Origin of the sequence: Paulownia witches'-broom phytoplasma (assembly GCF_019396865.1) — a bacterium.
GTDB lineage: Bacteria > Bacillota_I > Bacilli_A > Acholeplasmatales > Acholeplasmataceae > Phytoplasma > Phytoplasma asteris.
The window spans coordinates 130,968-152,999 of record NZ_CP066882.1; the positions used below are offsets into that span (position 1 = coordinate 130,968).

A 22,032-nucleotide genomic window follows, 5' to 3' on the forward strand; every position below is an offset into this window, starting at 1 on the left:
CGATATTTTTTTAACTTTTAAACTTTTTCATTTTTAAGTTGTGGAGTGATTTTTTGGTGGGGTGATAAATTTTATTTAGCAACAACAGCTTTATTAATAACAAGTTCTAAGGCTTCATCCATCAAAAGAGAATGTTTTAGGTTTTTTTCAGGAAGGTTTTGTTTGATTTGATTAACTGGAACTTTGTAATGATTACTTAAGTTTTGGTATTTTTGTTCGATTTTTTCTTGGGAAATAGTTAGTTTTTCTTGGGCTGCAACTTGTTCCATAATAAGTTGATATTGGAGGTTTTTTTGTGCTTGTTGGCTGAATTCTTTTTCCATTTTTTCATCATCAATACCTAAATATTGTTTGTATTGTTCCAAAGTTAAATTTTGTTGTTTTAATTGTGCTTCAAATTCTTTTTGGAGGCGGATTTGTTCTTGGGAAACAATTTCTTGAGGAATTTCTAATTCGGAATTTTTAACTAATTGTTCTATTACTTGTTTTTCAACGTTTTCTTTGTCTTTGTGTTTTTTTTGAGCTAAAAGAGTTTGTTTAGTGTTGTTTTTTAATTCTTCTACGGTTGAAGCATTGGCAAGTTTAAGTGATTTTACAAAATTATCTGTTAGTTGAGGTATTTTTTTAGTTTTGATTTGGTGTAGAGTTACTTTAAAAACAGCTTTTTGATTAGCTAAACTTTTTTGGTGGTAATCGCTTGGAAAAGTGATATTAATGTCTTTGGTTTGTCCTCGTTTCATACCTAACATTTGGTCTTCAAAACCAGGTACAAATTGACCAGAGCCAATTTCTAAACTAAAATCTTTGGCAGTGCCACCTTCAAAAGGTTTGTCATCAACAAAGCCTTCAAAATCAAAAATAGCAATGTCTGTTAATTCCAAAAAGTCGTTTTGGGTTTTGGGTTCCAAAGTTGTTTGTTTTTCTAATAAGGAATTTATTTTTTCTTCCACTTCACAATCTGTTACTTCAAGATCGTCTTTTGTAATTTCTAACCCTAAATATTTTTTTAAAGTAACTTTAGGTTTAACGATAAATTCCAGTCCGAAAGTAAAATTTTGATTATCTTTAAGTTTTTTTTCGTCTAAATCAATTACTTGAGGCATTCCCATACTTTCGAAATCTTTTTTTTGTAGGACTTCTTGATATTTGGTTTGCACGATATTTTCTAATGCATCGGAGTATAAATTGTCTTTACCGAAACGATTTTCAAAAATTTTTCTTGGAACGTGCCCTTTTCTAAAACCTTTAATTTCTACTTTTGGTTTAATTTTTGCATAAGCACTAGCCAGTTGGGTTTCTAATTCCTTTGAAGAAACTTCAAAAAAATATTGTACTTTTTGATCGTTGATTTTTTTAATTTCCATTTTTAATACCTTTTCCTTTTTGGTTTGTTGGGGTTTGTTTTATGTTTTGGTGTGTTATTTATTTTGATTATGAAGCATCAATAAAAACTAAAAAATATTGTTGTTGGGGGGGGTATTTGGTTTAATTGGTGCAAATAGTTGCAAATAATTATGAGTTTTTTCATTTATATATTGATTATATAAGCAAATTCCAATTAAATTAGTGTTAATTGTTTTTTTGGGGAAACAAGTTGGGTTTTTGCATTTTTGTTTTACAATTTGGCAACTAATTTATAATTAAGTTTTTTAACTAAATTAAAAGTTGTTTTTTCGGGTTCGCGGGTTTATTTAGTTTAATTTTTTTAGCTTTTTTTAATTCATTTAATCTTTTTTATAAATATTTTGTGGTAGAAAAATAATTGTCATTTATAAATTTTGTAATTGTGTAAATTACTTTTCTTTCCTACTTTTTATTATACCACAATAACTAAATATTTCTTGAAATTATTAGTAATTTTTGCTTTCTGATTAAATGGTTTTTTGGTGAGGTTGCAATTAAAATATTTTTTTTGTAGAAGGATAAAATATTTCCTAAAATTGTTTGGTTGGTGTGAGTTTAAAAGCGGTTTTGTTTTTGCCCATTTTGCAATTTTTTTTAATATTAGTTTTTAAATTGTTAAATTGATTTTAATTAGTCCAATGTTTAGGATGTAGTTAGTTTGGATTTATCTAAATTAAAAGTTTGATTGCATCTTTAAATTTTGGATTTATTTTTCTTCTTTAAGAAACTTTTTTAAATATTTACCAGTATAACTTTTTTCATTTTGGCTTACTTGTTCTGGGGTTCCTGTTGCAACTACATATCCGCCACAAACTCCTCCTTCAGGACCTAAATCAATGATATAATCAGCATTTTTAATTACATCTAAATTATGTTCAATTACAACAATAGTAGCTTTTTGATCTGTCATTTGATGAAGAACTTTAAGCAATTGTCTAACATCTTCTGAATGAAGTCCTGTGGTAGGTTCATCTAAAATATACAAAGCACCTGGAATAACTTTTTTGTGTAGTTCGCTTGCTAATTTAACTCGTTGGGCTTCTCCTCCGGATAAAGTTGGCGAGGACTGTCCTAATTTAATGTAGCCAAGCCCTACATTTTGTAAAATTTCTAATTGATGTTTAATTTTGGGATGATTTTGGAAAAATAAAACCCCTTCTTCAACACTCATAGCAAGAATATCTGCAATAGTTTTATCTTTGTATTTGATGCTTAAAGTTTCTTTTTGATAACGAGTTCCTTTACAAGCTTCGCACATAACATAGACATCTGGTAAAAAATGCATAGATATTTTTTTAACTCCATCGCCACTACAAGCCTCACATCTACCGCCTTTAACGTTAAAAGAAAAACGCCCTTTTTGATAACCTTTCATTTGGGCTTCTTTAGTTTTGGAGTAAAGTTCTCTAATTTCATCAAAAACACCAGTATAAGTAAGGGGATTACTGCGAGGAGTTTTACCAATTGGGTCTTGTGAAATTTCAACTATTTTTTTGACTTTGTTAAAATCGTTTACTAAATGACTAAAATCTTTTTGTTGAGTTTTGTTTTTTTTGCCGTATTTTTGTTGTAAACAATCAAGTAAAACATCATTTACTAAAGTAGATTTTCCCGAACCAGAAACGCCTGTAACTACAATTAATTGTTGCATAGGAAAGCAAACATCAATTGATTTAAGATTATTTTTAGAAGCTTTGGTAACTAAAATATGATCTTTATTGCCTTTTCTTCTATTTTTGGGAAATGTAATTTGGATTTGTTTAGATAAGTATTTTCCTGTAAGGCTGTTTTTGTTTTGCATTACTTCTTGGGGTGTGCCAAAAGCTTGTACTTTCCCTCCCAAAATGCCTGCTTGAGGACCAATATCAATTAAATAATCAGAGGCAAGCATTGTATCATGATCGTGTTCTACTACAATTAAAGAATTGCCTAAATCTCGTATTTTTTGAAGTGATTTAATTAAAAGATCGTTGTCTTTTTGGTGCAATCCAATGGAAGGTTCATCAAGGACATAAAGTACTCCTGAAAGTTGGGAGCCAATTTGAGTAGCAAGTCTAATTCTTTGTGCTTCTCCTCCCGAAAGAGTTGCTCCACTGCGCGATAAAGAAAGATACCCTAACCCAATTTCTTGTAAAAAAGTAAGACGATTAATAACTTCTTTGAGAGCTAAATTAATAATTTTTGTCTCTTCGTTGGACAATTCTAAATTTTGGAAAAAAGCAAGGGTTTGTTCAATTGATAAATCAGTTATTTCATAAATATTTTTATTATTAATTTTAAAAAGTAAAGCCCCTTGATTAAGTCTTTGTCCTTGGCATGTTTTGCATTTTTTTTCCATCATACAACTAGAAAGCCATTTTTTGAGCCATTCGCTGGTTGTTTCTTCAAAACGTCTTTTAAGCATAGAAGCTATACCTTCAAAAAAATCATATTTAGGAGTTTTGGTGGTAGTTTTTTTGGAAAAACGAGAAAAACGCAAAGGAGGCGTTAAAGGAATTTGGTCAGGTGAACCATAAAGAATAATATTTAGTTTTTGGGGATCTATTTTTTTTAAAGGAACAGACATATCAATTTGATAATGATTGCATACAGCTTTTAATTCTTGTTCTTTGCTAGCAAAATTATTATATTCATTATTACTTTTAAAAATTAAAATTGCACCTTTATTTAATGGTTTTTCATAATCTAGAATCATATCGCAATCAATTTCTGCTGTTTTTCCAATCCCTTTACAACTTTGGCAAGCTCCTAAAGGAGTATTAAATGAAAAAAGTCTTGATTCGCGCAAGGGAATATCAAAATTCATGCCTTCTAAATGATAATTGCAATTTAGTTTTAATATTTGATGGTTTTTATTGTTGTTTTCATTCTTATTACTATCATTACTATTTTTACTTTGATAATTCATAATAAAAACTTTTCCTTGAGCTAAATTTAGAGCTTGTTCTAAGGCTTCAAAAAGACGAGTTTGATTATCTGAATTAACTTCAAAACGATCAATTACTACATAAATATTATGATATTGATTTTTTGATAAAGAAGGAATATAATCCATTAAATAAATAGTATCATTAATCATTACTCTATTAAAACCATCTTTGGCAAGAGTTTCTAAGGTTTTTTGATGGGTACCTTTTTTTCTTTCAATTATAGGAGCAAGAATTAATATTAGTTGATTGGAAAATATTTGATTAGTTTTAGTAATCATTTGTTCTTTGGTTTGTTTTTCTAAGACAATATTTTTTTCAGGATGAAAAGGAACTGCAATATTGGCATAAATTAATCTTAAATAATCATATATTTCTGTAATAGTTCCCACAGTAGAGCGAGAATTATTAGAAGTTGTTTTTTGGTCAATACTAATAGAAGGACTCAAACCTTCAATACTATCTACATCAGGTTTTTCAAAACTACCTAAAAATTGTCTAGCATAAGCACTTAATGATTCTACATACCTTCTTTTTCCTTCTTGATATAAAGTATCAAAAGCTAAAGAAGATTTGCCAGAACCTGATAATCCTGTTATTATAACTAATTTATTTTTGGGAATATCAATATTAATATTTTTTAAATTATTTTGACGAGCTCCGCGAACTTTAATAAATTGATGTTTATTGGTTTTCATTTTAATTCCTTTAATATATTCCTTTATATTTATATCGGCTTATATATATTATTTATAAATAATAATTTCTTTGTTAATTATAACAAAAAAGATTAGCAAAAAGTAAGAAAAGATAAGAAAATGATATAAAAGATGAGAAAAGTAATGGAAAATGAGCAAAAAACTTGCAAAAAAAAGAGTAAAATAAAGGTAAGGGAATTTTTTATTCCCTGAAAACTCAAAGGAGAGTAAAGGAATGTTTTTTTGGAATCCATTTATTAAAGATAAAAAAAGTAAATAAACCTGTAGTTGTAATTGCAATTGTATTTTTTGTTATTTGTTTTATATTTACATCAATCAAAGAGTTGCAAAAAACAAAACACAAAGTAAAAAAGTAGAAGAGTCAAATGAATATGCAAAAAAATTAATAGGTCAAATAGATGATGAAATTGAACACAATAATGAAATGATATCAGGCAGACCGAAAATGACAAAAAAAACAACTTATGCTAGAACAAATTAATTCCCAACAAATATCATTACAACTAAGATTATCACAAATTAAAAAACCATTAAAAGATTCTGAAAATGATTTCGAAACTGCAATATCAAATTCAGACGGTAAAAAAGCAAAAGAAATAAAAGAACTTCAAGAAAGATTAATAAAAGAAGTTAATGATATTTTAGAAGAATTGGGAAAACTTAGAGAAAAAGAGCAATTACTTAATTCAATATAACTAATAAATTAAATAAAAAGGAATTGAAAATGCATTTACAACAAAAAAATAATAAAAATTTTATAATATTAACAGTAGCATTTACAGTATTAATGTTAGGATTAATTTTAGGTATTTGTTGGGTTTTAAAATATAAACAAGAACCTGCCAAAGAAGACACAAGCAAAACAACTACAAGCACAACAGGAAGCAATAACTAACTGTTTCATTTATTTAGACAACTGAATTCTAAATTTGAATTTGAACACTATATGGCAAATGCACTTTTAGATATTAAAAATAAAATGGATGACATAAAACAAGAAATCGAAAGAAAAGGAATTGAACCAACCCAAGAAGACGGTTTAAACTTCGTGAAACACATAATGCAATCTTTTTTACTACCTAAACTAAAAAATAAATTATCACCAAAAGCATATAACGAATATAACCAACAGATTGATGAAGCCTTAGAGCGAATTAAAGCTGCAACTTTTCAAAACCAACAATTACCAGAAATGATTAAAATAGATGATGAAATTAAACACAATAATGACTTAATTAACAACATAGATAAAGATAAATCATTCATTGATAAAGGAAAAAATGAATCAGAAAATAACTAAACAAGCTTGGACCGCAACAAAATTAATGAATTAAAAGAAATAAAAAAAGAGATTGAAGATTATCAAAGAAAAATTGAAGAATTACAAAGAAAACTTGCTACTAAAGAAAAAGACCCCAAAATAGAACAATATCAAAAGGAATATGATGAACATATTAAAAATTTTAATTTATATCAGCAACAAATGAGGGGAATAACACCAGAAAAGGAATTACAAAATAAAATCGAAGCCGAGTTAGCTGCAAAACAAAAAGCAATTAAGGCAAAAAATAATCTAGAAACTGAAATTAAAAGAGACAAGATAAAATTAGATTATGCCTTAAAAGAACAACAAAATCTTTATAATGTAATATACAAAGAATTATCTCCCAAAGGAAAAGAAGAATTAGACAAAAATACTAAATAACAATTGATTAACTAAACAATCCATATATAAAGATAAAAACTATTTTCATTAAGAAAATAGTTTTTTTTATATCTTAGATTAAATTTTAATTATTTCTTTATTTGTTCCCAAACAGTAGCAGATATATAATATAAAGGAATTGAACACAAACAAACAACAACGCCCCAAGATAATAAATTAGAAAAACTAAAGTTAAAACCTTTTTTATTTGATTTAACATTTTTATTATCTTTGGTTAATTTAGTTTTATTATTATATTTCTTACTTTGTTTTAAATCATTATTTTTTTGTTTTTTCTTTTTCTTATTATCATTATTCTTATTATTTTTATTTGTTTTCATTACCCTATTTTCTTTCCTTAATATATGTCATTATAATTTATAATCAAGTCAAAGACTTACTTATATTTTAACTGGAAATAAGTTTTTTTCAACAATTTATTGCAACAAAATTAATTTATTACTAAAATACTTCCAAATTACCAAAATACTGGTATAATATATATGATTTAAGGAGGTTTTTAACTTGCACAACTATATTCAAAAAAAAATATTACAACTTCAATTCCAAACTTTAACTCCCATCCAAAAAGAAGTCTTTTCACAATTTGAAAAACCAGGTAATCTAGTAGGAATTGCTCCTACAGGAACAGGCAAAACCCATGCTTATCTTTTACCGATATTAAGTAAAATTGATTTCCAAAAACCATTTACTCAAGCAATTATTTTAGTCCCTACCAATGATTTAGTATTTCAAGTATGGGAAATGTTTAAACAAATTGAAAAAACTAATTTTACCAAAATTCTTTACGGAGGAATGGATAAACAAAAAGCAATTGCTACTTTTGAAAAAAAACAACCTTCATTAATTATTGCAACTCCCGATAAGTTATTAGAATACGCGTTTAAATTCAAAAAAATTAACTTAAAATATGTATCTTATTTAGTCCTTGATGAAGCTGATATGATGTTTGATGAGGTATTTTTAACTTCCCTAGACCCTTTAATTAATCATCTTAAAGCCAAAATTTTATTATTTTCAGCTACCATTACCGAACAATTAAAACCTTTTATTAATCGTTATTTTGGTAAATCTACTTTTATTGATGTTTATAAACAAAGTAATCTTAATCGTACTTTTTATTTATTAGAAACAACTACAAGCAGAATGCAGACCTTAATTCATCTTACCAAAGTCCTTAATCCTTATTTAGCACTCGTATTTGTCAATGAAAAAAAAGAACAAGAATTAGTATTTCAAACTTTACAAAATGACAGTCTCAAATTGCTTAATTACAACTCTGCTTTATCAGTTAAACAAAGAAAACAAAGCCTTAAAGCTATTCATAAATTAAAATATCAGTACGTAATTGCATCAGATCTTGCAGCTAGAGGAATTGATTTTGATGCTTCTTGTGTTATTCACTACAACTTACCTTCACACCTTGAATTTTTTTTCCACAGAAGTGGTAGAACATCAAGAATGGGCAAAAAAGGTGAAATCATTGTTTTGTACGACCCCCAAGACATTAAACAAAAAGACAAAATTAATAAATTAATTCAATTAGGAATTGCTTTTCATCAAGCCTCTTTAAATAAAGATGGTTTTATAAGAACTCAAAATTACAAAACTATTACAACTACCAAAACTGATAAGCCAAATAAAAACAATAAAAATACCAAAAACATTCAAAAAAATCAAAACAATCAAACTAACCAAAAAAACAATTACAACCAATCTAGCCAAAAACAATTTTTCAAACAAAACAAATTTACCAAAGAATCCAAACTTCCTAAAAAAGAAAATAATAAAGATTCTACTTTGGAAACACCAAATAAAACTCAAAACACAGTCCAAAAAACAAACAACAACAAAAAAACTAAAAGCAAACAAGTAAAACCCAATTATAAGAAAAAGAACCAAAAAGAAAACCAATCCCCCAAAAGCAAAAGTACTTTTTTGCAAACAAAATTCAAACCAAAAGCCAAATACAAATCACAAAAACCATCAAAAAATAAATTAACGAATTACAAAACTAATTATCAAGAAAAAACTAAACTAATTTATAACTAATAAATCAAAAAAACAAACCAATAAAGGAGCTTTTATCATGTTATTTTTGGGAAGCCATGTTGCTATGAAAAAACCACATAATTTTCAAGGAGCCATCCAAACTGCCATTTCTTATGGTGCTAATGCTTTGATGGTTTATAGCGGTGCTCCACAAAATACAATAAGAACCAAAACCGAAGAATTAAAAATTAAAGAAGCCTTAGAAATTGTCCAAAACAACAATTTATCTTTAAATAATTTGGTAGGGCACGCTCCTTATATTATCAATCTTGCTAATCCCGACGAGACTAAAAGGGCTTTTGCAATTGATTTTTTATCCCAAGAATTAGAACGTTTTGCAGCAATGAAAATTAATAAAATGGTTTTACATCCAGGAAACTATCTCAAAACAAACCCCCAAGAAGGAATTAGTTTAATTGCTCAAAGCCTTGATTTAATTTTTGAAAAAACTAAACATTTAAAAACCCAAGTTGCCTTAGAAACTATGGCAGGCAAGGGAACTGAAATTGGGAAAAAACTAGAAGAATTGCAACAAATAAGAACCCAAGTTAAAAACAACACAAGAGTTTCTTTTTGTCTTGATACTTGTCATCTTTTTGATGCTGGCTATGATTTAAAAGAAAACTTAGAAGAAATTATCGAAAAGATAGATTCCATTTTGGGATTTCAAAATATCTCTGTAATTCATATTAACGACTCTAAAAACGAATGTAATAGTCACAAAGACCGCCATGAAAACATCGGTTTTGGCAAAATCGGGTTTGAAACTTTACTCAAAATTATCTATCATCGTGCTTTTGCTTGTATCCCTAAAATTTTAGAAACTCCCTATATCAATGAAAAAGCACCTTATAAACGCGAAATTGAAATGATTAAAGCCAAAGCTTTTAACCACGAATTAAAAAAATTATTTTAAAAAAACAAAATAATCATTAAAACAAGTTCGAAAAAATCCAAAATCACTTATAATTAATATTGGTGTTTATTGTTTATTAAAATATTTTCTAAAACTATTTTAGACTTTTAATATAGCATTTTAATAATGTTGAACATCGAAAAATACAATTATTAGTAAGGTTTTAAAATCATCGATAAAAAACAAATTATAAGCAATACATTTTCTTTTTGGAACACATTAAATCCCAATTATCAAATGATAATTATTGCTTTTATCATCGGATTATTTTTTTTCTTTTTACATAGTATCATCAAAATAATTATTGGTATTATTTTATTAATTTTAATATTAAAATTTGGTTTAAAAGTTGATTTTTTAAGAAATATTAACTAACCTTACCAAACTAGATAAAATATTTACTTTCTAATTAAAAAAATAATTTATTATTTAACAACTCTTTTGCAAATTAAAGGGTTGTTTTTTTAATTTTAATTAGGAATACCAAAATATAAAAAGAGTACTTTTTAACATTTAGGCTATTTTTTAATATTTTTTAATAAAAATTTATGAATAAAAAAATGCATAAATGCATTTAAAAACATTTTATTACTAAAATTAATCCAAACCAAACCCAACAATAAAAATTTTTTTGCAATTCTTAATATTTTTCTATCTAATTTACAAATACCAAAATAAGTATCTTAACTTTTTTCAAACAAAAATTATAAAAAATGCTATAACAGTTTTATAAAATATGTTTATATATCTTAAAATATCAAAAATGTTTATCAAAAATGTTTATCAAAAAATTAACGAGACAAATTTTAGGTAAAAAGTTTTTAATAATTTCATTATTTTATCATTTATTGTCATCATTCAGGAATCATTTTTTATTTTACAATCCAAAAAGAAAGGAACTGCAATCATGAATTTACAAACCACCAAAAGCAAAATCCAAAATGCAATCCAAAAAGTTTTATTAGAAGAATTAATTTTACAAGAACAACTGGAAAATGACAAATTTGATTTTTCTTTACCTTTGTTTGCTTATGCCAAAAAAACCAAAACTAACCCTCATATTATTTTTGAAAATATCAAAAAAAACCTTGTCACAATAAACGAAATCCAAGAATTAATGTTTTTAAACGGTTTTTTAAATATCAAACTTAAAAGAGCTTCATTAGCTTACGAAATATTACTCAAAATCAACGAATTACAAGCTAATTATGGCAATTTTCCCAATCAAAATCAAATCATAGTTATTGATTATTCTTCTCCTAATATTGCTAAAAACTTTTCTGTTGGTCATCTGCGTTCTACTATTATTGGAAACGCTCTCAAAAATATTTATCAAAAATTAGGTTTTGAGGTAGTAGGAATCAATCACTTAGGAGACTGGGGAACCCAATTTGGTAAAATGATTGTAGCTTATCAAAAATGGGGCAACAAAGAAAAAATCCTAAAAGACCCAATTAACGAACTACAAAAATTATATGTTTTTTTTCATCAACAAGCCAAAACCAATCCTGAATTAAACGAACAAGCCAATTTTGCTTTTTTACAATTAGAACAACAAAACCAAAAATATCTCGATTTGTGGAAATGGTTCCGCGAAGTGTCTTTACAAGAATTTTGCAAAATTTATGATATTTTGGGGATTTCATTTGATTTTTTCTTGGGAGAATCTTTTTATAATGACAAAATCGCTCCTCTTTTTGAAGAATTAGAACAAAAAAAACTTTTAAAAGAAGAAGACCAAGTTTTGCTTATAGAACTTGATAATTTACCTCCTGGTTTAGTGAAAAAAACTAATGGCAGCACCTTGTATTTAACAAGAGATCTAACTACTTTTAAATATCGTTTTAACACTTTTAATTGTCAAAATGTTTTATATGTTGTAGGCAACGAACAAAAACTTTACTTTAAACAATTAGCCCAAATAATTGAAAAAATGGGATACTGTGACACTAAAATAAAACACATTAATTTTGGTTTAGTTTTGATGGATGGCAAAAAAATTTCTACTAGACATCACAAATTTACTACCTTAATTGAAGTAATTAATCAAGCTACTATTTTAGCCCAAAAAATCATTGAAGAAAAAAATCCTCATTTATCAAATCTTAACCAAATTGCACGCAAAATCGCTGTAGGAGCAATCATTTTTAACGACCTTAAAAACGATAGGCATCTAGATATTGATTTTAATTTAGAAACTATTTTACAATTTAAAGGACAAACAGGACCTTATCTTCAATACACAGCAGCACGTCTAAATTCCCTTTTAAACAAAGAAAAACTAGACACAAACTTAATTGACAAAACCATTTATCAAAAAGACCATTATTTTATTTTAGTAAAATTATTAGACCAGTTTCCTTTAATTTTGCAAAAAGCCAAAAAAGACAATATGCCAAGTATTTTGGCAAGATATATGTTAAAAATAACTCAAAATGTTAACTTTTTATATTCACAAGAAAAGATTTTAACAGATGATAAAACCACTACAAACACTAATCTTTTATTAATCCAAGCAGTTTTTATCACTCTTAAAGAAAGTTTAAGAATTTTAGGGGTTCCTTTTTTAGAAAATATGTAGTAATTTTTAAAAAATACCTTATTTTCATAAAACAATTAAATCCCAAAGAAAAGCCTGCAAAGACTTTTTTTATTTTGTTAAAATTAAATATTTTTATTTTGGTTTGGAAAATCAAATCCACAAATCCAAAACTAAAAAACTAAAAAAAAGAAAACCCAAACAACCCCCCAATAATTAAAAGAAGGAAGTGATTATTTTCATTGATAAAAAACATTTTTTTAAAAACATTTTCCAAAATACCAATAAAACCCAAATGTTAAAAATTACTGCATTATTAATTAGTTTTTTATTTTTAATATGGCTGAATTTATCAATATTTGGATATTTCCATATAAAAAATAATTCTAAAAAGAAAACCATTTTAAAAGTAGGAGTTAACAACAATTCTGCTCCTAATGTTTTTAAAGTTTTAGAACAAAATGAGGGAAAGAAGGCCAAAAAAGCTGTAAACGGTGAATATATAGCGGGTTTTGATATTGATTTAATCAATAATATAGCTGATAAACTAGATTTAGAATTAGAATTTCATGTCTTTGATTTTGCAGGACTTCTTAATGCCTTAGAACAAGAAACAATTGACATCGCAGTTGCGTCTTTGAGTATTACAGACAAAAGAAAAGAAAAATACGATGTTTCTAAAGCCTATATGCAAACTGGAACCAGCATAGTAGTAAGAAACAAAAGATTTGATGATTTATTGGATAATTTAAGAAAACAACAAGAGCCAAACAATAACAAAGAAATAAAAATAAATTATAATGAATTTTGCCAAAAATTAAAAGATTTAGGAAAAGAAAAACCCATTAAATTTATAACATTTCTAAATACTGTTGCAATCCCAGTAATTGAAAAAATCAAATCAGATACTAATAAAGAAAAAGAATATGTCATCAAAAATAAAGAATTAACAAGTTCATCTGCATGTTTTACTGATATTTTACAAGGAAAATCAGATATGTTTATAACAGATAATTGTTTAGCTAGATGGGCTTATGAAATAAATCAAGATTTGACATATTTTGATGTGCATTCTGATAACTTAGAACATTCTACTTGTCCCCAAGGTTTAGGAATATTTTTTCCTAAAAAAAATGATGAAGATAGAAGAATACCAAATTTACAAGAAAAGATAAATGCAGCGTTGGTAAAATTGGATTTAGTTAAAAAAGATGAAAAAGGCGAATTCCAAGACATCATAGACTTAAAGAAAAAAAATCATGAATTAAAAGAAACTAGCAAAGAAGAAGTTAGTTCAGAAGATAAAAATAAAATAGAAGAAATAGAAAAAAAAGTAAAAAAACGACTAGATAAAGTCTTTAATGAAAACAAAGAAACAATTGAATTACCAACAAAAAAGATTTTCATCCAAGCCAAAAAAACCATTCCATCTTATCTAAAAGGACTCAAAACTACTTTAATTTTAGCTATTGATAGTCTTATTGTTGGCTTTTTATTAGCTATTATATGCACTTTAATTAAAAATATAAAATTAGATTATCACAAAAATAATTTCTTGATAGTTGCTATAATAAAAATATTAAATACTTCCATAAATGCTTTGTTTTTTGTCTTAAAGGGCATTCCTGTAGCCGCTCAAGCAATGCTTATTTATTACAGTATTACTTTTCTTTTTAAAGGAAATTTTAATCCTTTACACGCAGGAATTTTTGTTTTAATACTTAATTCTTTAGCAAGTATTACAATGATTTTAATGCAAAATATTAAATTCTTAGATAAAGGACAAATTGAAGCTGCTCATTCTTTGGGGATGAACCAAAAGCAAGTTTTTCTCTCTATTGTCTTTCCTCAAACTTTAAAAAGGTCAGTTCCTTTTATTTTGCAACAATTAATCACAAACATTAAGGATAGTTCTTTTTTTGCCATTATAGGAGTTGCCGAACTTTCTTGGCAAGCACAAAGCAATATGGGAGCTACCTTAAATCCAATCTTGCCTTTTGTAATGATATCTTGTTTTTATTTAATAATTATTAGTATGACTGGTTTTTTAAGCAAAATGTTAGAAAAAAAATATTAAATTGAAAAAATAAAAGAAAAAGAATAGAAAAGGAAGTTAACAATTTCATTAATTTAATTAATAAAAACTCATTTTTAAAAAATATTTTCCAAAAGAAAAATAATATAAAAATATTAAAAATTATTACATTATCAATTAGCTCTATATTGTTGGTATGGTTGCATTTTTCAGTATTTGGATGGCATTTTTCAACCAAAACAAAAAAACAAAATCTTCAAAAATATTCCAAAACTTTAAAAGTAGCAATGACTAATAGTTCTATTCCCAATACTTTTAAAGCTACAAATCAAAAAAACGCTATAAAAGCTACAAATGGCGAATATATAGCAGGATTCGATATAGATTTAATCAAGGATGTAGCTGAAAGATTAGAGTATGATTTAGAAATTCATGTCTTTGATTTTGCAGGAGTTCTAACTGCCTTAGAGCAAGGAACTGTAGATTTGGCAATTACAACTTTAAGTATTACAGACCAAAGAAAAGAAAATTTCATAGTTTCTAAAGCATACACACAAACTGCAACAAGCATGGTAGTAAGAAAAAAAGATGACAGATTCAAAGAAATAGTTGAAAATAAAAAAATAGAATATAAGGATTTTTGCCAAAAATTAAAAGAAAAAGGTGCACCTCAAAAACCAATTAAATTTGTAACAGTTACTAGCACTGCTGCAATCAAAATGATTGAAGATGAAATAACAAAAAAAGATGATATCAAATCACATGTTAAAAAAAACAAAGAATTAACTAGTCCTCCTGCATGTTTTCAAGATGTTTTACAAGGAAAATCAGATATTTTTGTAATAGATAGTTATTTGGCTAGATGTGCTTGTCAAAAAGAAGATGACTTAGTATATTTTGATATGACCTCAGATGATTCAAAATATTCTGTTTCTCCTCAAGGTTTAGGGATATTTTTGCCTAAAGGAGAAAAAGAAAACCGAAGCCTAGAATTAAAAGAAAAAATGGATAAAATTTTATGCGATTTAAAATTAGTTATAAAAGATGAAAACCAAAGTTTACAAGACATTATAGATTTAAAGGAAAAACGTAAAAATTTCACAAAAGACAACGATAAATACAAACAAATAGACAATCAAATAAAAAAAATAGAAAGTGAATCAGAAACAAGATTAAAAACAGTTTTTGACAACCACAAAGACATGCTGTCTAAAAGCACTACTTGGCATCAAATCAAAGAAACTTTTCCATCTTATCTAGAAGGACTCAAAACCACTTTAATTTTAGCTATTGATGGTCTTATTATTGGTTTTTTATTTGCAACTTCATATACTTTAATTAAAAACTCTCAATCCCATAATAAAATAATATTAAATATTAACAAAGGAACAACTTATTTTTTAGATACTTTATTTTTTATTTTAAAAGGAATTCCTGTAGCTGCCCAAGCAATGCTTGTTTTTTATGGTATTGGTTATCTTTGCAAAGATCTTTTTGAAATTAAACGTTTGTATGCAGGTCTTTTTGTTTTAGTACTTAATTCTTTAGCAAACATTACTGTAATTTTAATGCAAAATATTAAATTCTTAGATAAAGGACAAATTGAAGCCGCTCATTCTTTAGGGATGAACCAAAAGCAAGTTTTTTTCTCTATTATCTTCCCCCAAGCTTTAAAAAGATCAGTGCCTTTTATTATCCAACAATTCATCACAAACATTAAGGATAGTTCTTTTTTTGCCATTATAGGAGTTGCCGAACTTTCTTGGCAAGCACAAAGCAATATGGGCTCTACATTTAATCCGATTCTACCTTTTGTTACAATATCTTGTTTTTACTTAATCATTATCAGCATTACTAATTTATCAAACAAATTATTAGAAAAAAATATTAAATTATTACAACCAAAAGCATAATGAAATATTTAAAAAATCAACACTATAAGAAAGACCATTAATAATGTGGTCTTTTTTTATACGATTTTTAGCTATTTTTGTTTATAATAAAAATAAGTGTAAATATTTAATTTTTCCCAAATAAATATTCCAAATATCAAAAACGTCAGGAGATAAAAGCAATGAATGTTAATTTCAAATATAAAACTACATATTTGTATCAACTTTATTGTTTTTATTATTGTTTACAACTCAAATTTTAATTATATTAGGAGATAACGATGGACGTTAATGTTTTTTAGATACAAGACTAAATACTTATATCAATTTTAGCATATATAAATAGCAAAATATTTAAAAAAGAAAACCAAAGAAACAAAGACACAAAAAAGACAAATACAATCCAAAAAAGAACAAAACAATCAAAAAATTATTATAAAAAACAGACTAAAACTATCATTACTATCATTTTTTATTTTTTATCATTTTTTATTTATTACAATTAACTTTTATCATTTAATTTATTTAATTATCAAAATTAACAGTAAAAAAGGATGTAAAAAACATGAATACAAAACGGTATTTTTTTTTCAATGTTTTATCAAAATTTTTTAAAAACGTTTTCAAAAGTAAAAAAAATATAAAGATATTTAAAATTTCTACATTATTAATTAGTTTTATGATTCTAATTTGGTTGCATTTCCAAGTTTTTGGAATTAACATTCACCAAGCAAAAAAATCATTCAAACCCAAATTAATAGTGGTAACAACTAAAGATTCTGCTCCTAATGTTTTTGGGGTATTAAATCGTACATCAGATTCTTTGAAAGCCAAAATAAAGAAAATATAGCAGGGTTTGAGATAAGTTTAATCAAAAAAAATAGCTGATAAACTAAATTTGGAATTAGAAATCAATGTTTTAGATTTTGAAGGAGTTTTAGCTGCTTTAAACCAAGAAAAAATTGATGTAGCAATTACATGCATGAGCATTACAGAAGAAAGAAGCAAAAAACTTGATCATTCTAAGGCTTATATCCAAGCCCAAACTAGCATGATAGTAAGAAGGAATGACAAAAGATTTGAAGGTTTAATCCAAAAAGAAGAAATAAATTTTGAAGGTTTTTGCGATGAATTAAAAAAAATAGCAACTTCAAACGAACCAATTCAATTTGTAACATTCCAAAATACTGCTGCAATCCCAGTAATTGAAAAAATAGTAGCACAAACAAATATGCAAGAATCACAGCCACTTGTTAAAAAAACAACGAATTAAGTAGTCCTCCTGCATGCTTTCAGGATGTTTCACAAAAGAAAACCGATATTTTTGTAAAAGATAGTTTTATAGCTAGATGGGCTTGTGCCTCAGATAATAATTTAGCTTTTTTTAACATGAATTCCAAAAATTTAAGTCATTCTGCTTGCCCTCAAGGTTTTTTTTGTAGGCGATTACTGAGTTTTTTTTAAATATTGTTTCTTTTAAAAAAATCTTTTTCTTATTACTTATATTATAGCATTAATAATTTCAATAATTTAAAATTTTTTTAAGTTTTTAAAATTTATAAATAATTTTATTTATTTTTTTCCAACAACAAAAGCCGTCTAATAATTAGACAGCAAAATTAATTAAAAATATTGAATTTAAAATAATTTAATCAAATTAAATTAAGGAGAAAGTTGAAAACTTTGAATATAATTATTTTCAAGATATCTATACCAATATTGACATTCAACTTTATTTAATATTTTAATATCTTTTTTTTCATAATCTTTTTTAAGTTTTAATTTAATTTTTTGTAATTTAAAATATTTTTTAAAATTCTTATTAAGAAAATAATTTTTTGGTTGAATACTAGATAAATTTAAACTAAAATAATTATAATTTTGAACTTGGTTTGGAGTCATATAAGATTTAAACAATAAAGTTAAATTATGTGGAATTTTAATATTTCTTCCATTAATTATTTGTTTAATATTCCATTCAAATATATTAGAAAAATTAAAATTAACCATTGGAAATGAACTTAATTCTATTTCTTTAATTATATCATAAGGCAATAATGCCAAAAAAGATTCTTGAGGACAAGTAAAACATGTACGAGAAAATCCAAACAAATGACGACTATAAAAATCAATTCCTTTATTAGAATTTAATTCAATTTGTTTATCGTTTTTAGAAACATATTTACTAACATATGAAACAACTTTATTAACATAATCTTTTTTATCAAAAGTAACTTTATAAAAACTTTACATTTACTAATTTCAATTTTTTCAAATAAAAGATTTGTTTTTGATGGTCTAAAAATTTGAACGTTTTGACTAATTGGATTTAAATTTTTATAATGTTTTATATTATTTTTATTCATAACAGATGCATAAGCATTAGCCCAAAGCAAAGTAATTTTTGAAACTTTAACATTCTTTTTCTCATAATAATTTTGAGGTATTTTAATATTACCTTTTTCATCTATTTTATGCATTAAATAATCATCATAAAAAATACTCTTATTTCCTTTAATAGGTCGGTTTTTTAAACCCAAAGCATAATCTTTATCAGTACACAAATAACGAGAATATCCACCAAAAGAATTTAAAACATCAATATTAAAAATCATATGATAATGAATAGCTCCTAATTTAGTAGTTTCCAAAGACCAAAAATAACGAAAATCTTGCATTTTGGAATAAACCAAATCTTTTTGAGAGAATTGTTGAAATAAATTTGATAAATATTTTTTTCTCACTAAACGAATAAAACGTTTCCTTACTTGCCCCATAATATCAGGTTCATGAGTATATTTTATAGTTTTACCTTGTAAATCATAATAAGGAGCTGTCAAAGTAATAAAAGATATTTTTTTAGAATCTTTGAAATTATATAAAAGTTTATCCTTAGCATTTTGTGAAGAATCTCGATAATGCCTTAAAATTTTTGATTTTGGTTTAATTTCCTGCAATTTAATTTCTTTTAATTGTTTTTTTAAAGAATAATCCAATTTCAAATCATCATCACTTAATGACAAATACCTTTCTTCTTTTTTTTCTTTTAAATGTTTTTTATAACATTTAATTCGTTCCAAAGGTTCAAACATAGAATAATTAAACCCTTTTAAACGAGTCTCATAACCATTATCTTTTTTTGTACTTTATAAATATTTTTAGAAATTTCCTTAAATAAAACACATAATTTTAAATAACATTTCTTATAATAAGATTCAGTAATTTGATTAAATTTATGTTGTTTTCTAATTGGTTAACTTTTTCATTATAAATTTTAATAGTAGTAGATAATTCATCATAAATTTCTATATCTTTTGAATTAGGTAAACAAATTTTTAAATAATCTAAATCAAAAATTTTATCGTTTAATCCTTTTGTAAAATCATCAGAAATTAATTCTTTTTTTATTAAGGAATAAAAATAATCTATAAAAATAGAAGAATCATTTAAAGTTAAAATTTCAATATCATGTTTAGCACGAGTTATTGCAGTATAAATTATTTTCTTTTCTAGAACTTTATCTTGTGATTCATTTCGGTTTTGCCAACCAATTAAATAAACACATTCATTTTTATATCCTTTATATCCATGTATCGTTGACAAAACAATTTCATTTTCTTTACTATTATTATCGGATATAGTAAAAGGAATTTGGTTTTTTCAAACTCATCTTTAAGTTTTTGTAATTCACCATTACTACAGCAAAGAAAAGTTGTAGAATAAATTAAAGAATTTTTAATTTTTTCACACAAATAATTAACTTGTTGATAAAAATTATCAAAAAAAGAAAAATTTATAAAATCTCTATATTTTTTTTCACTAAAAGATAATTGTAAATATTCCTTATTATCAATTAATTCATTAGCTGCTTTAACAATATTAATGTCTTTAGAACGATAATTAAAATTTAAAAAATGTTTTTGAGGTATAAAATCTTTTACAAAAAGTTCCAAAATACGTTCACTAGAACCAAAAGAGCTATAAATATTTTGAGTATAATCACCAAAACAATATAAAGAATTTGGTTTATTAAATAAAAGTTCTTTTATAATAAAATAATAAAAATAATTTAAATCTTGAAATTCATCAATAAAAACAGGACGATTATAAATTAAACCATTATTTCTTTCAACAAATTCAATAAAATCACTAGTTTCAATTAATAAACCATCAAAAGTTATTAAATTATAATAATTTAATTTTTCATAATACAAATTTAATAACAATTCAAAAGATTTTTTTAAAACTTTATCATCAATTTTAATAAATGAATAACAGTTTTCTTTTTGAAAAGTTAAACGTATTAAATTATTTAATTCCTGTAAAAGCTTTCTAAATGAATATTTTCTTTGTTCTTTAAAATACAATTTTAAATCTTGATTTTCTTTTAAAATCAGTTTTAAAATATTTAATTTAGTTTCATCATCAATAAATTTTCGTTGTTTTGCTGTTTCATTAAAAATATTATATTTTAAATAACAAGAATAAGCAAAACTATGAAATGTTCTAATTTCATAATTATCTTTTAAATATTTTTCTAATTCATCATCATTATAAGAAGGATAATCTTCTTTTAATGATGAAAATAATTTATCATAAATAATGTTTTTAGTAGCATTAGTAGCTAACAAAATTAAAGGTTTTTCTTTTTGTCTTAATTTTTCAATTAAAATAGTAGTTTTGCCAGAACCAGCTCCACCATGTATATACATGCAAGAAGCATCTGAATTGATAATATCTTTTTGTTCTTTTGATAAATTCAATAACATCTTGTTCTCCTTTATAATATTAAAAACCCCCTAAATCCCCAGAGGGGACTTTATAGGAGGGGTGTAATATATTAATTGTAATATTCCTCGGCTGGCCGCCTAGTTCGCTCTGCTCGTCTTTGGATACTATTATTTATTATCTAAAAATTTATATATCCAGCAATTCTTAATTTATTCAAATCATATTGAAGGCCAAACATTTATTATTTGTTGAATACTAATATATCCCATAGATTTTAATTCATACAAATTATATCCAGATCTTTCTAATTTATCTAAATTATATCCAAGATTTTCAAATTCTTTTATACTAATATATCCAGCATCTTTTAAATCTTGCAAACTATATCCAACAGATATTAATTGTTCTGAAGTATATCCAGAAGCTTTTAAATCTTTTAAATTAAAAATACGAGATTTTAAAAAAGAAGTTTCTAAATTTTTGTCATTAATAAATATTTTCTTAAAATCTGAAATATTTTTATAAAGTTTAGTTTTGAAAAATTTAACTTTACCGTTTTTATCTATTTCTTTAAAATTTTCTTGACTATCATAAAATTCTTCAATAGAACCATCAATATTTTTACGTTTGATTAATTTTGAATTAATAGGATTATATTCCATCCAAACGCCATCTGATAAGGTTTTTTTGATTAATTTACCGTGTGAACCGTACTCTTCAACATTATTATATTTATCAGTTTTTTTTCAACAAAAGACCATTATTTTTATCATATTCCCAAATTGTATCATCTTTATCAATTTTTTTAACTAATTTGCGAGTAAATAAATTATAATATTCTTTTTCTCCATTTTCTCTTACAAACCCATAAGGAGTATCTTTCATATATTCGTTTTCTTTTTTAAGTTTTTTTTCATTATATATATCGTCATTTAACTCTCTTGCTTTTGCTTTAATATCTACTTCTTGTAATTTACGTCTTTCTTCGGTTTCTAAATGATATTTATAAGCAAGCCCACCTATCCAAAAAACAAAAAAAATTAATGTTCCGGTAGTAATTAAAAAAAGGAATCATTTTATAATGTTTATTG

At 25.3% G+C, this 22,032-nt stretch carries 20 protein-coding genes; 11 read left to right on the forward strand and 9 right to left on the reverse strand.

Annotated features, from left to right (window positions below):
• Positions 1 to 71: 71 nt before the first annotated feature.
• Positions 72 to 1,364, reverse strand: coding sequence for a trigger factor (gene tig / locus HGD80_RS00660; protein ID WP_219475095.1), 1,293 nt, complete (start codon positions 1,362 to 1,364; stop codon positions 72 to 74).
• Between the two features lie 746 nt (positions 1,365 to 2,110).
• Positions 2,111 to 5,029, reverse strand: a complete 2,919-nt coding sequence (gene uvrA / locus HGD80_RS00665) for an excinuclease ABC subunit UvrA (RefSeq protein WP_219475096.1) — start codon at positions 5,027 to 5,029, stop codon at positions 2,111 to 2,113.
• 316 nt (positions 5,030 to 5,345) lie between these two features.
• Here uvrA and HGD80_RS00670 point away from each other — a divergent pair, with 316 nt between their 5' ends.
• From HGD80_RS00670 to HGD80_RS00690, 5 genes are read left to right on the forward strand one after another with little or no spacing between them, the layout of a single operon-like run.
• On the forward strand, positions 5,346 to 5,531 hold the full coding sequence (locus tag HGD80_RS00670) for a hypothetical protein (protein WP_219475099.1): 186 nt from the start codon (positions 5,346 to 5,348) through the stop codon (positions 5,529 to 5,531).
• The gene (locus tag HGD80_RS00675; RefSeq protein ID WP_219475101.1) at positions 5,515 to 5,745 is read left to right on the forward strand and encodes a hypothetical protein; all 231 of its coding nucleotides are present in this window, start codon (positions 5,515 to 5,517) and stop codon (positions 5,743 to 5,745) included. Before HGD80_RS00670 ends, HGD80_RS00675 begins: the two co-directional genes overlap by 17 nt.
• A 29-nt stretch (positions 5,746 to 5,774) precedes the next feature.
• Entirely contained in the window at positions 5,775 to 5,945 is a 171-nt protein-coding gene (locus tag HGD80_RS00680) for a hypothetical protein (RefSeq protein ID WP_219475104.1), read from the forward strand.
• Positions 5,946 to 5,996: 51 nt separating this feature from the next.
• A complete protein-coding gene (locus HGD80_RS00685) occupies positions 5,997 to 6,350 on the forward strand; it encodes a hypothetical protein (protein WP_219475106.1) in 354 nt (117 codons plus the stop codon).
• 6 nt (positions 6,351 to 6,356) lie between these two features.
• Positions 6,357 to 6,755 (forward strand): hypothetical protein, encoded by a 399-nt coding sequence (locus HGD80_RS00690; RefSeq protein ID WP_219475109.1) that lies wholly within the window; start codon positions 6,357 to 6,359, stop codon positions 6,753 to 6,755.
• A gap of 89 nt (positions 6,756 to 6,844) precedes the next feature.
• On the opposite strand, the gene HGD80_RS00695 is transcribed toward HGD80_RS00690, so the two are convergent.
• A complete protein-coding gene (locus HGD80_RS00695) occupies positions 6,845 to 7,096 on the reverse strand; it encodes a hypothetical protein (RefSeq protein WP_219475110.1) in 252 nt (83 codons plus the stop codon).
• A gap of 184 nt (positions 7,097 to 7,280) precedes the next feature.
• On the opposite strand from HGD80_RS00695, the gene HGD80_RS00700 reads away from it, so the two are divergent.
• From HGD80_RS00700 to HGD80_RS00725, 6 genes are all read left to right on the forward strand, one after another.
• On the forward strand, positions 7,281 to 8,828 hold the full coding sequence (locus HGD80_RS00700) for a DEAD/DEAH box helicase (protein WP_219475112.1): 1,548 nt from the start codon (positions 7,281 to 7,283) through the stop codon (positions 8,826 to 8,828).
• Between the two features lie 37 nt (positions 8,829 to 8,865).
• The gene (locus HGD80_RS00705) at positions 8,866 to 9,744 is read left to right on the forward strand and encodes a deoxyribonuclease IV (RefSeq protein ID WP_219475113.1); all 879 of its coding nucleotides are present in this window, start codon (positions 8,866 to 8,868) and stop codon (positions 9,742 to 9,744) included.
• A gap of 907 nt (positions 9,745 to 10,651) precedes the next feature.
• On the forward strand, positions 10,652 to 12,325 hold the full coding sequence (gene argS / locus HGD80_RS00710) for an arginine--tRNA ligase (protein WP_219475115.1): 1,674 nt from the start codon (positions 10,652 to 10,654) through the stop codon (positions 12,323 to 12,325).
• A 187-nt stretch (positions 12,326 to 12,512) separates the two neighbouring features.
• Positions 12,513 to 14,360: a transporter substrate-binding domain-containing protein gene (locus HGD80_RS00715; RefSeq protein WP_219475117.1), complete on the forward strand. Its 1,848-nt coding sequence runs from the start codon at positions 12,513 to 12,515 to the stop codon at positions 14,358 to 14,360.
• Between the two features lie 158 nt (positions 14,361 to 14,518).
• Positions 14,519 to 16,231: a transporter substrate-binding domain-containing protein gene (locus HGD80_RS00720; RefSeq protein ID WP_225904384.1), complete on the forward strand. Its 1,713-nt coding sequence runs from the start codon at positions 14,519 to 14,521 to the stop codon at positions 16,229 to 16,231.
• A gap of 877 nt (positions 16,232 to 17,108) precedes the next feature.
• Positions 17,109 to 17,483 carry a substrate-binding periplasmic protein gene (locus HGD80_RS00725; RefSeq protein WP_219475118.1) on the forward strand — a complete coding sequence of 125 codons (375 nt, stop codon included), beginning with the start codon at positions 17,109 to 17,111 and terminating at the stop codon, positions 17,481 to 17,483.
• 389 nt (positions 17,484 to 17,872) lie between these two features.
• On the opposite strand, the gene HGD80_RS04730 is transcribed toward HGD80_RS00725, so the two are convergent.
• The 6 genes from HGD80_RS04730 to HGD80_RS04755 form a co-directional block, all read right to left on the reverse strand.
• Complete coding sequence (locus HGD80_RS04730; RefSeq protein WP_225904385.1) at positions 17,873 to 18,322, reverse strand: hypothetical protein; 450 nt, start codon at positions 18,320 to 18,322, stop codon at positions 17,873 to 17,875.
• A gap of 35 nt (positions 18,323 to 18,357) precedes the next feature.
• Positions 18,358 to 19,302, reverse strand: a complete 945-nt coding sequence (locus tag HGD80_RS04735) for a rolling circle replication-associated protein (protein WP_225904386.1) — start codon at positions 19,300 to 19,302, stop codon at positions 18,358 to 18,360.
• 97 nt (positions 19,303 to 19,399) lie between these two features.
• The gene (locus tag HGD80_RS04740; protein ID WP_225904387.1) at positions 19,400 to 19,813 is read right to left on the reverse strand and encodes a hypothetical protein; all 414 of its coding nucleotides are present in this window, start codon (positions 19,811 to 19,813) and stop codon (positions 19,400 to 19,402) included.
• Positions 19,762 to 20,979, reverse strand: a complete 1,218-nt coding sequence (locus tag HGD80_RS04745; RefSeq protein ID WP_225904388.1) for a UvrD-helicase domain-containing protein — start codon at positions 20,977 to 20,979, stop codon at positions 19,762 to 19,764. The genes HGD80_RS04740 and HGD80_RS04745 overlap by 52 nt, the downstream gene beginning before the upstream one ends.
• Positions 20,980 to 21,159: 180 nt before the next feature.
• Positions 21,160 to 21,603: a DUF2963 domain-containing protein gene (locus HGD80_RS04750; RefSeq protein ID WP_264081089.1), complete on the reverse strand. Its 444-nt coding sequence runs from the start codon at positions 21,601 to 21,603 to the stop codon at positions 21,160 to 21,162.
• Between the two features lie 73 nt (positions 21,604 to 21,676).
• Positions 21,677 to 21,826, reverse strand: coding sequence for a hypothetical protein (locus HGD80_RS04755; protein ID WP_225904389.1), 150 nt, complete (start codon positions 21,824 to 21,826; stop codon positions 21,677 to 21,679).
• Between the last annotated feature and the right edge of the window lie 206 nt (positions 21,827 to 22,032).

Coding starts and splice junctions, on each gene's coding strand:
- HGD80_RS00675 (WP_219475101.1), top strand. CDS start 5,515: ATGCTAGAACAAATTAATTCCCAACAAATATCATTACAACTAAGATTA.
- HGD80_RS04750 (WP_264081089.1), bottom strand. CDS start 21,603: ATGGAATATAATCCTATTAATTCAAAATTAATCAAACGTAAAAATATT.
- argS (WP_219475115.1), top strand. CDS start 10,652: ATGAATTTACAAACCACCAAAAGCAAAATCCAAAATGCAATCCAAAAA.
- uvrA (WP_219475096.1), bottom strand. CDS start 5,029: ATGAAAACCAATAAACATCAATTTATTAAAGTTCGCGGAGCTCGTCAA.
- HGD80_RS04745 (WP_225904388.1), bottom strand. CDS start 20,979: ATGTTATTGAATTTATCAAAAGAACAAAAAGATATTATCAATTCAGAT.
- HGD80_RS00685 (WP_219475106.1), top strand. CDS start 5,997: ATGGCAAATGCACTTTTAGATATTAAAAATAAAATGGATGACATAAAA.
- HGD80_RS04735 (WP_225904386.1), bottom strand. CDS start 19,302: ATGTTTGAACCTTTGGAACGAATTAAATGTTATAAAAAACATTTAAAA.
- tig (WP_219475095.1), bottom strand. CDS start 1,364: ATGGAAATTAAAAAAATCAACGATCAAAAAGTACAATATTTTTTTGAA.
- HGD80_RS00705 (WP_219475113.1), top strand. CDS start 8,866: ATGTTATTTTTGGGAAGCCATGTTGCTATGAAAAAACCACATAATTTT.
- HGD80_RS04755 (WP_225904389.1), bottom strand. CDS start 21,826: ATGAAAGATACTCCTTATGGGTTTGTAAGAGAAAATGGAGAAAAAGAA.
- HGD80_RS00695 (WP_219475110.1), bottom strand. CDS start 7,096: ATGAAAACAAATAAAAATAATAAGAATAATGATAATAAGAAAAAGAAA.
- HGD80_RS00680 (WP_219475104.1), top strand. CDS start 5,775: ATGCATTTACAACAAAAAAATAATAAAAATTTTATAATATTAACAGTA.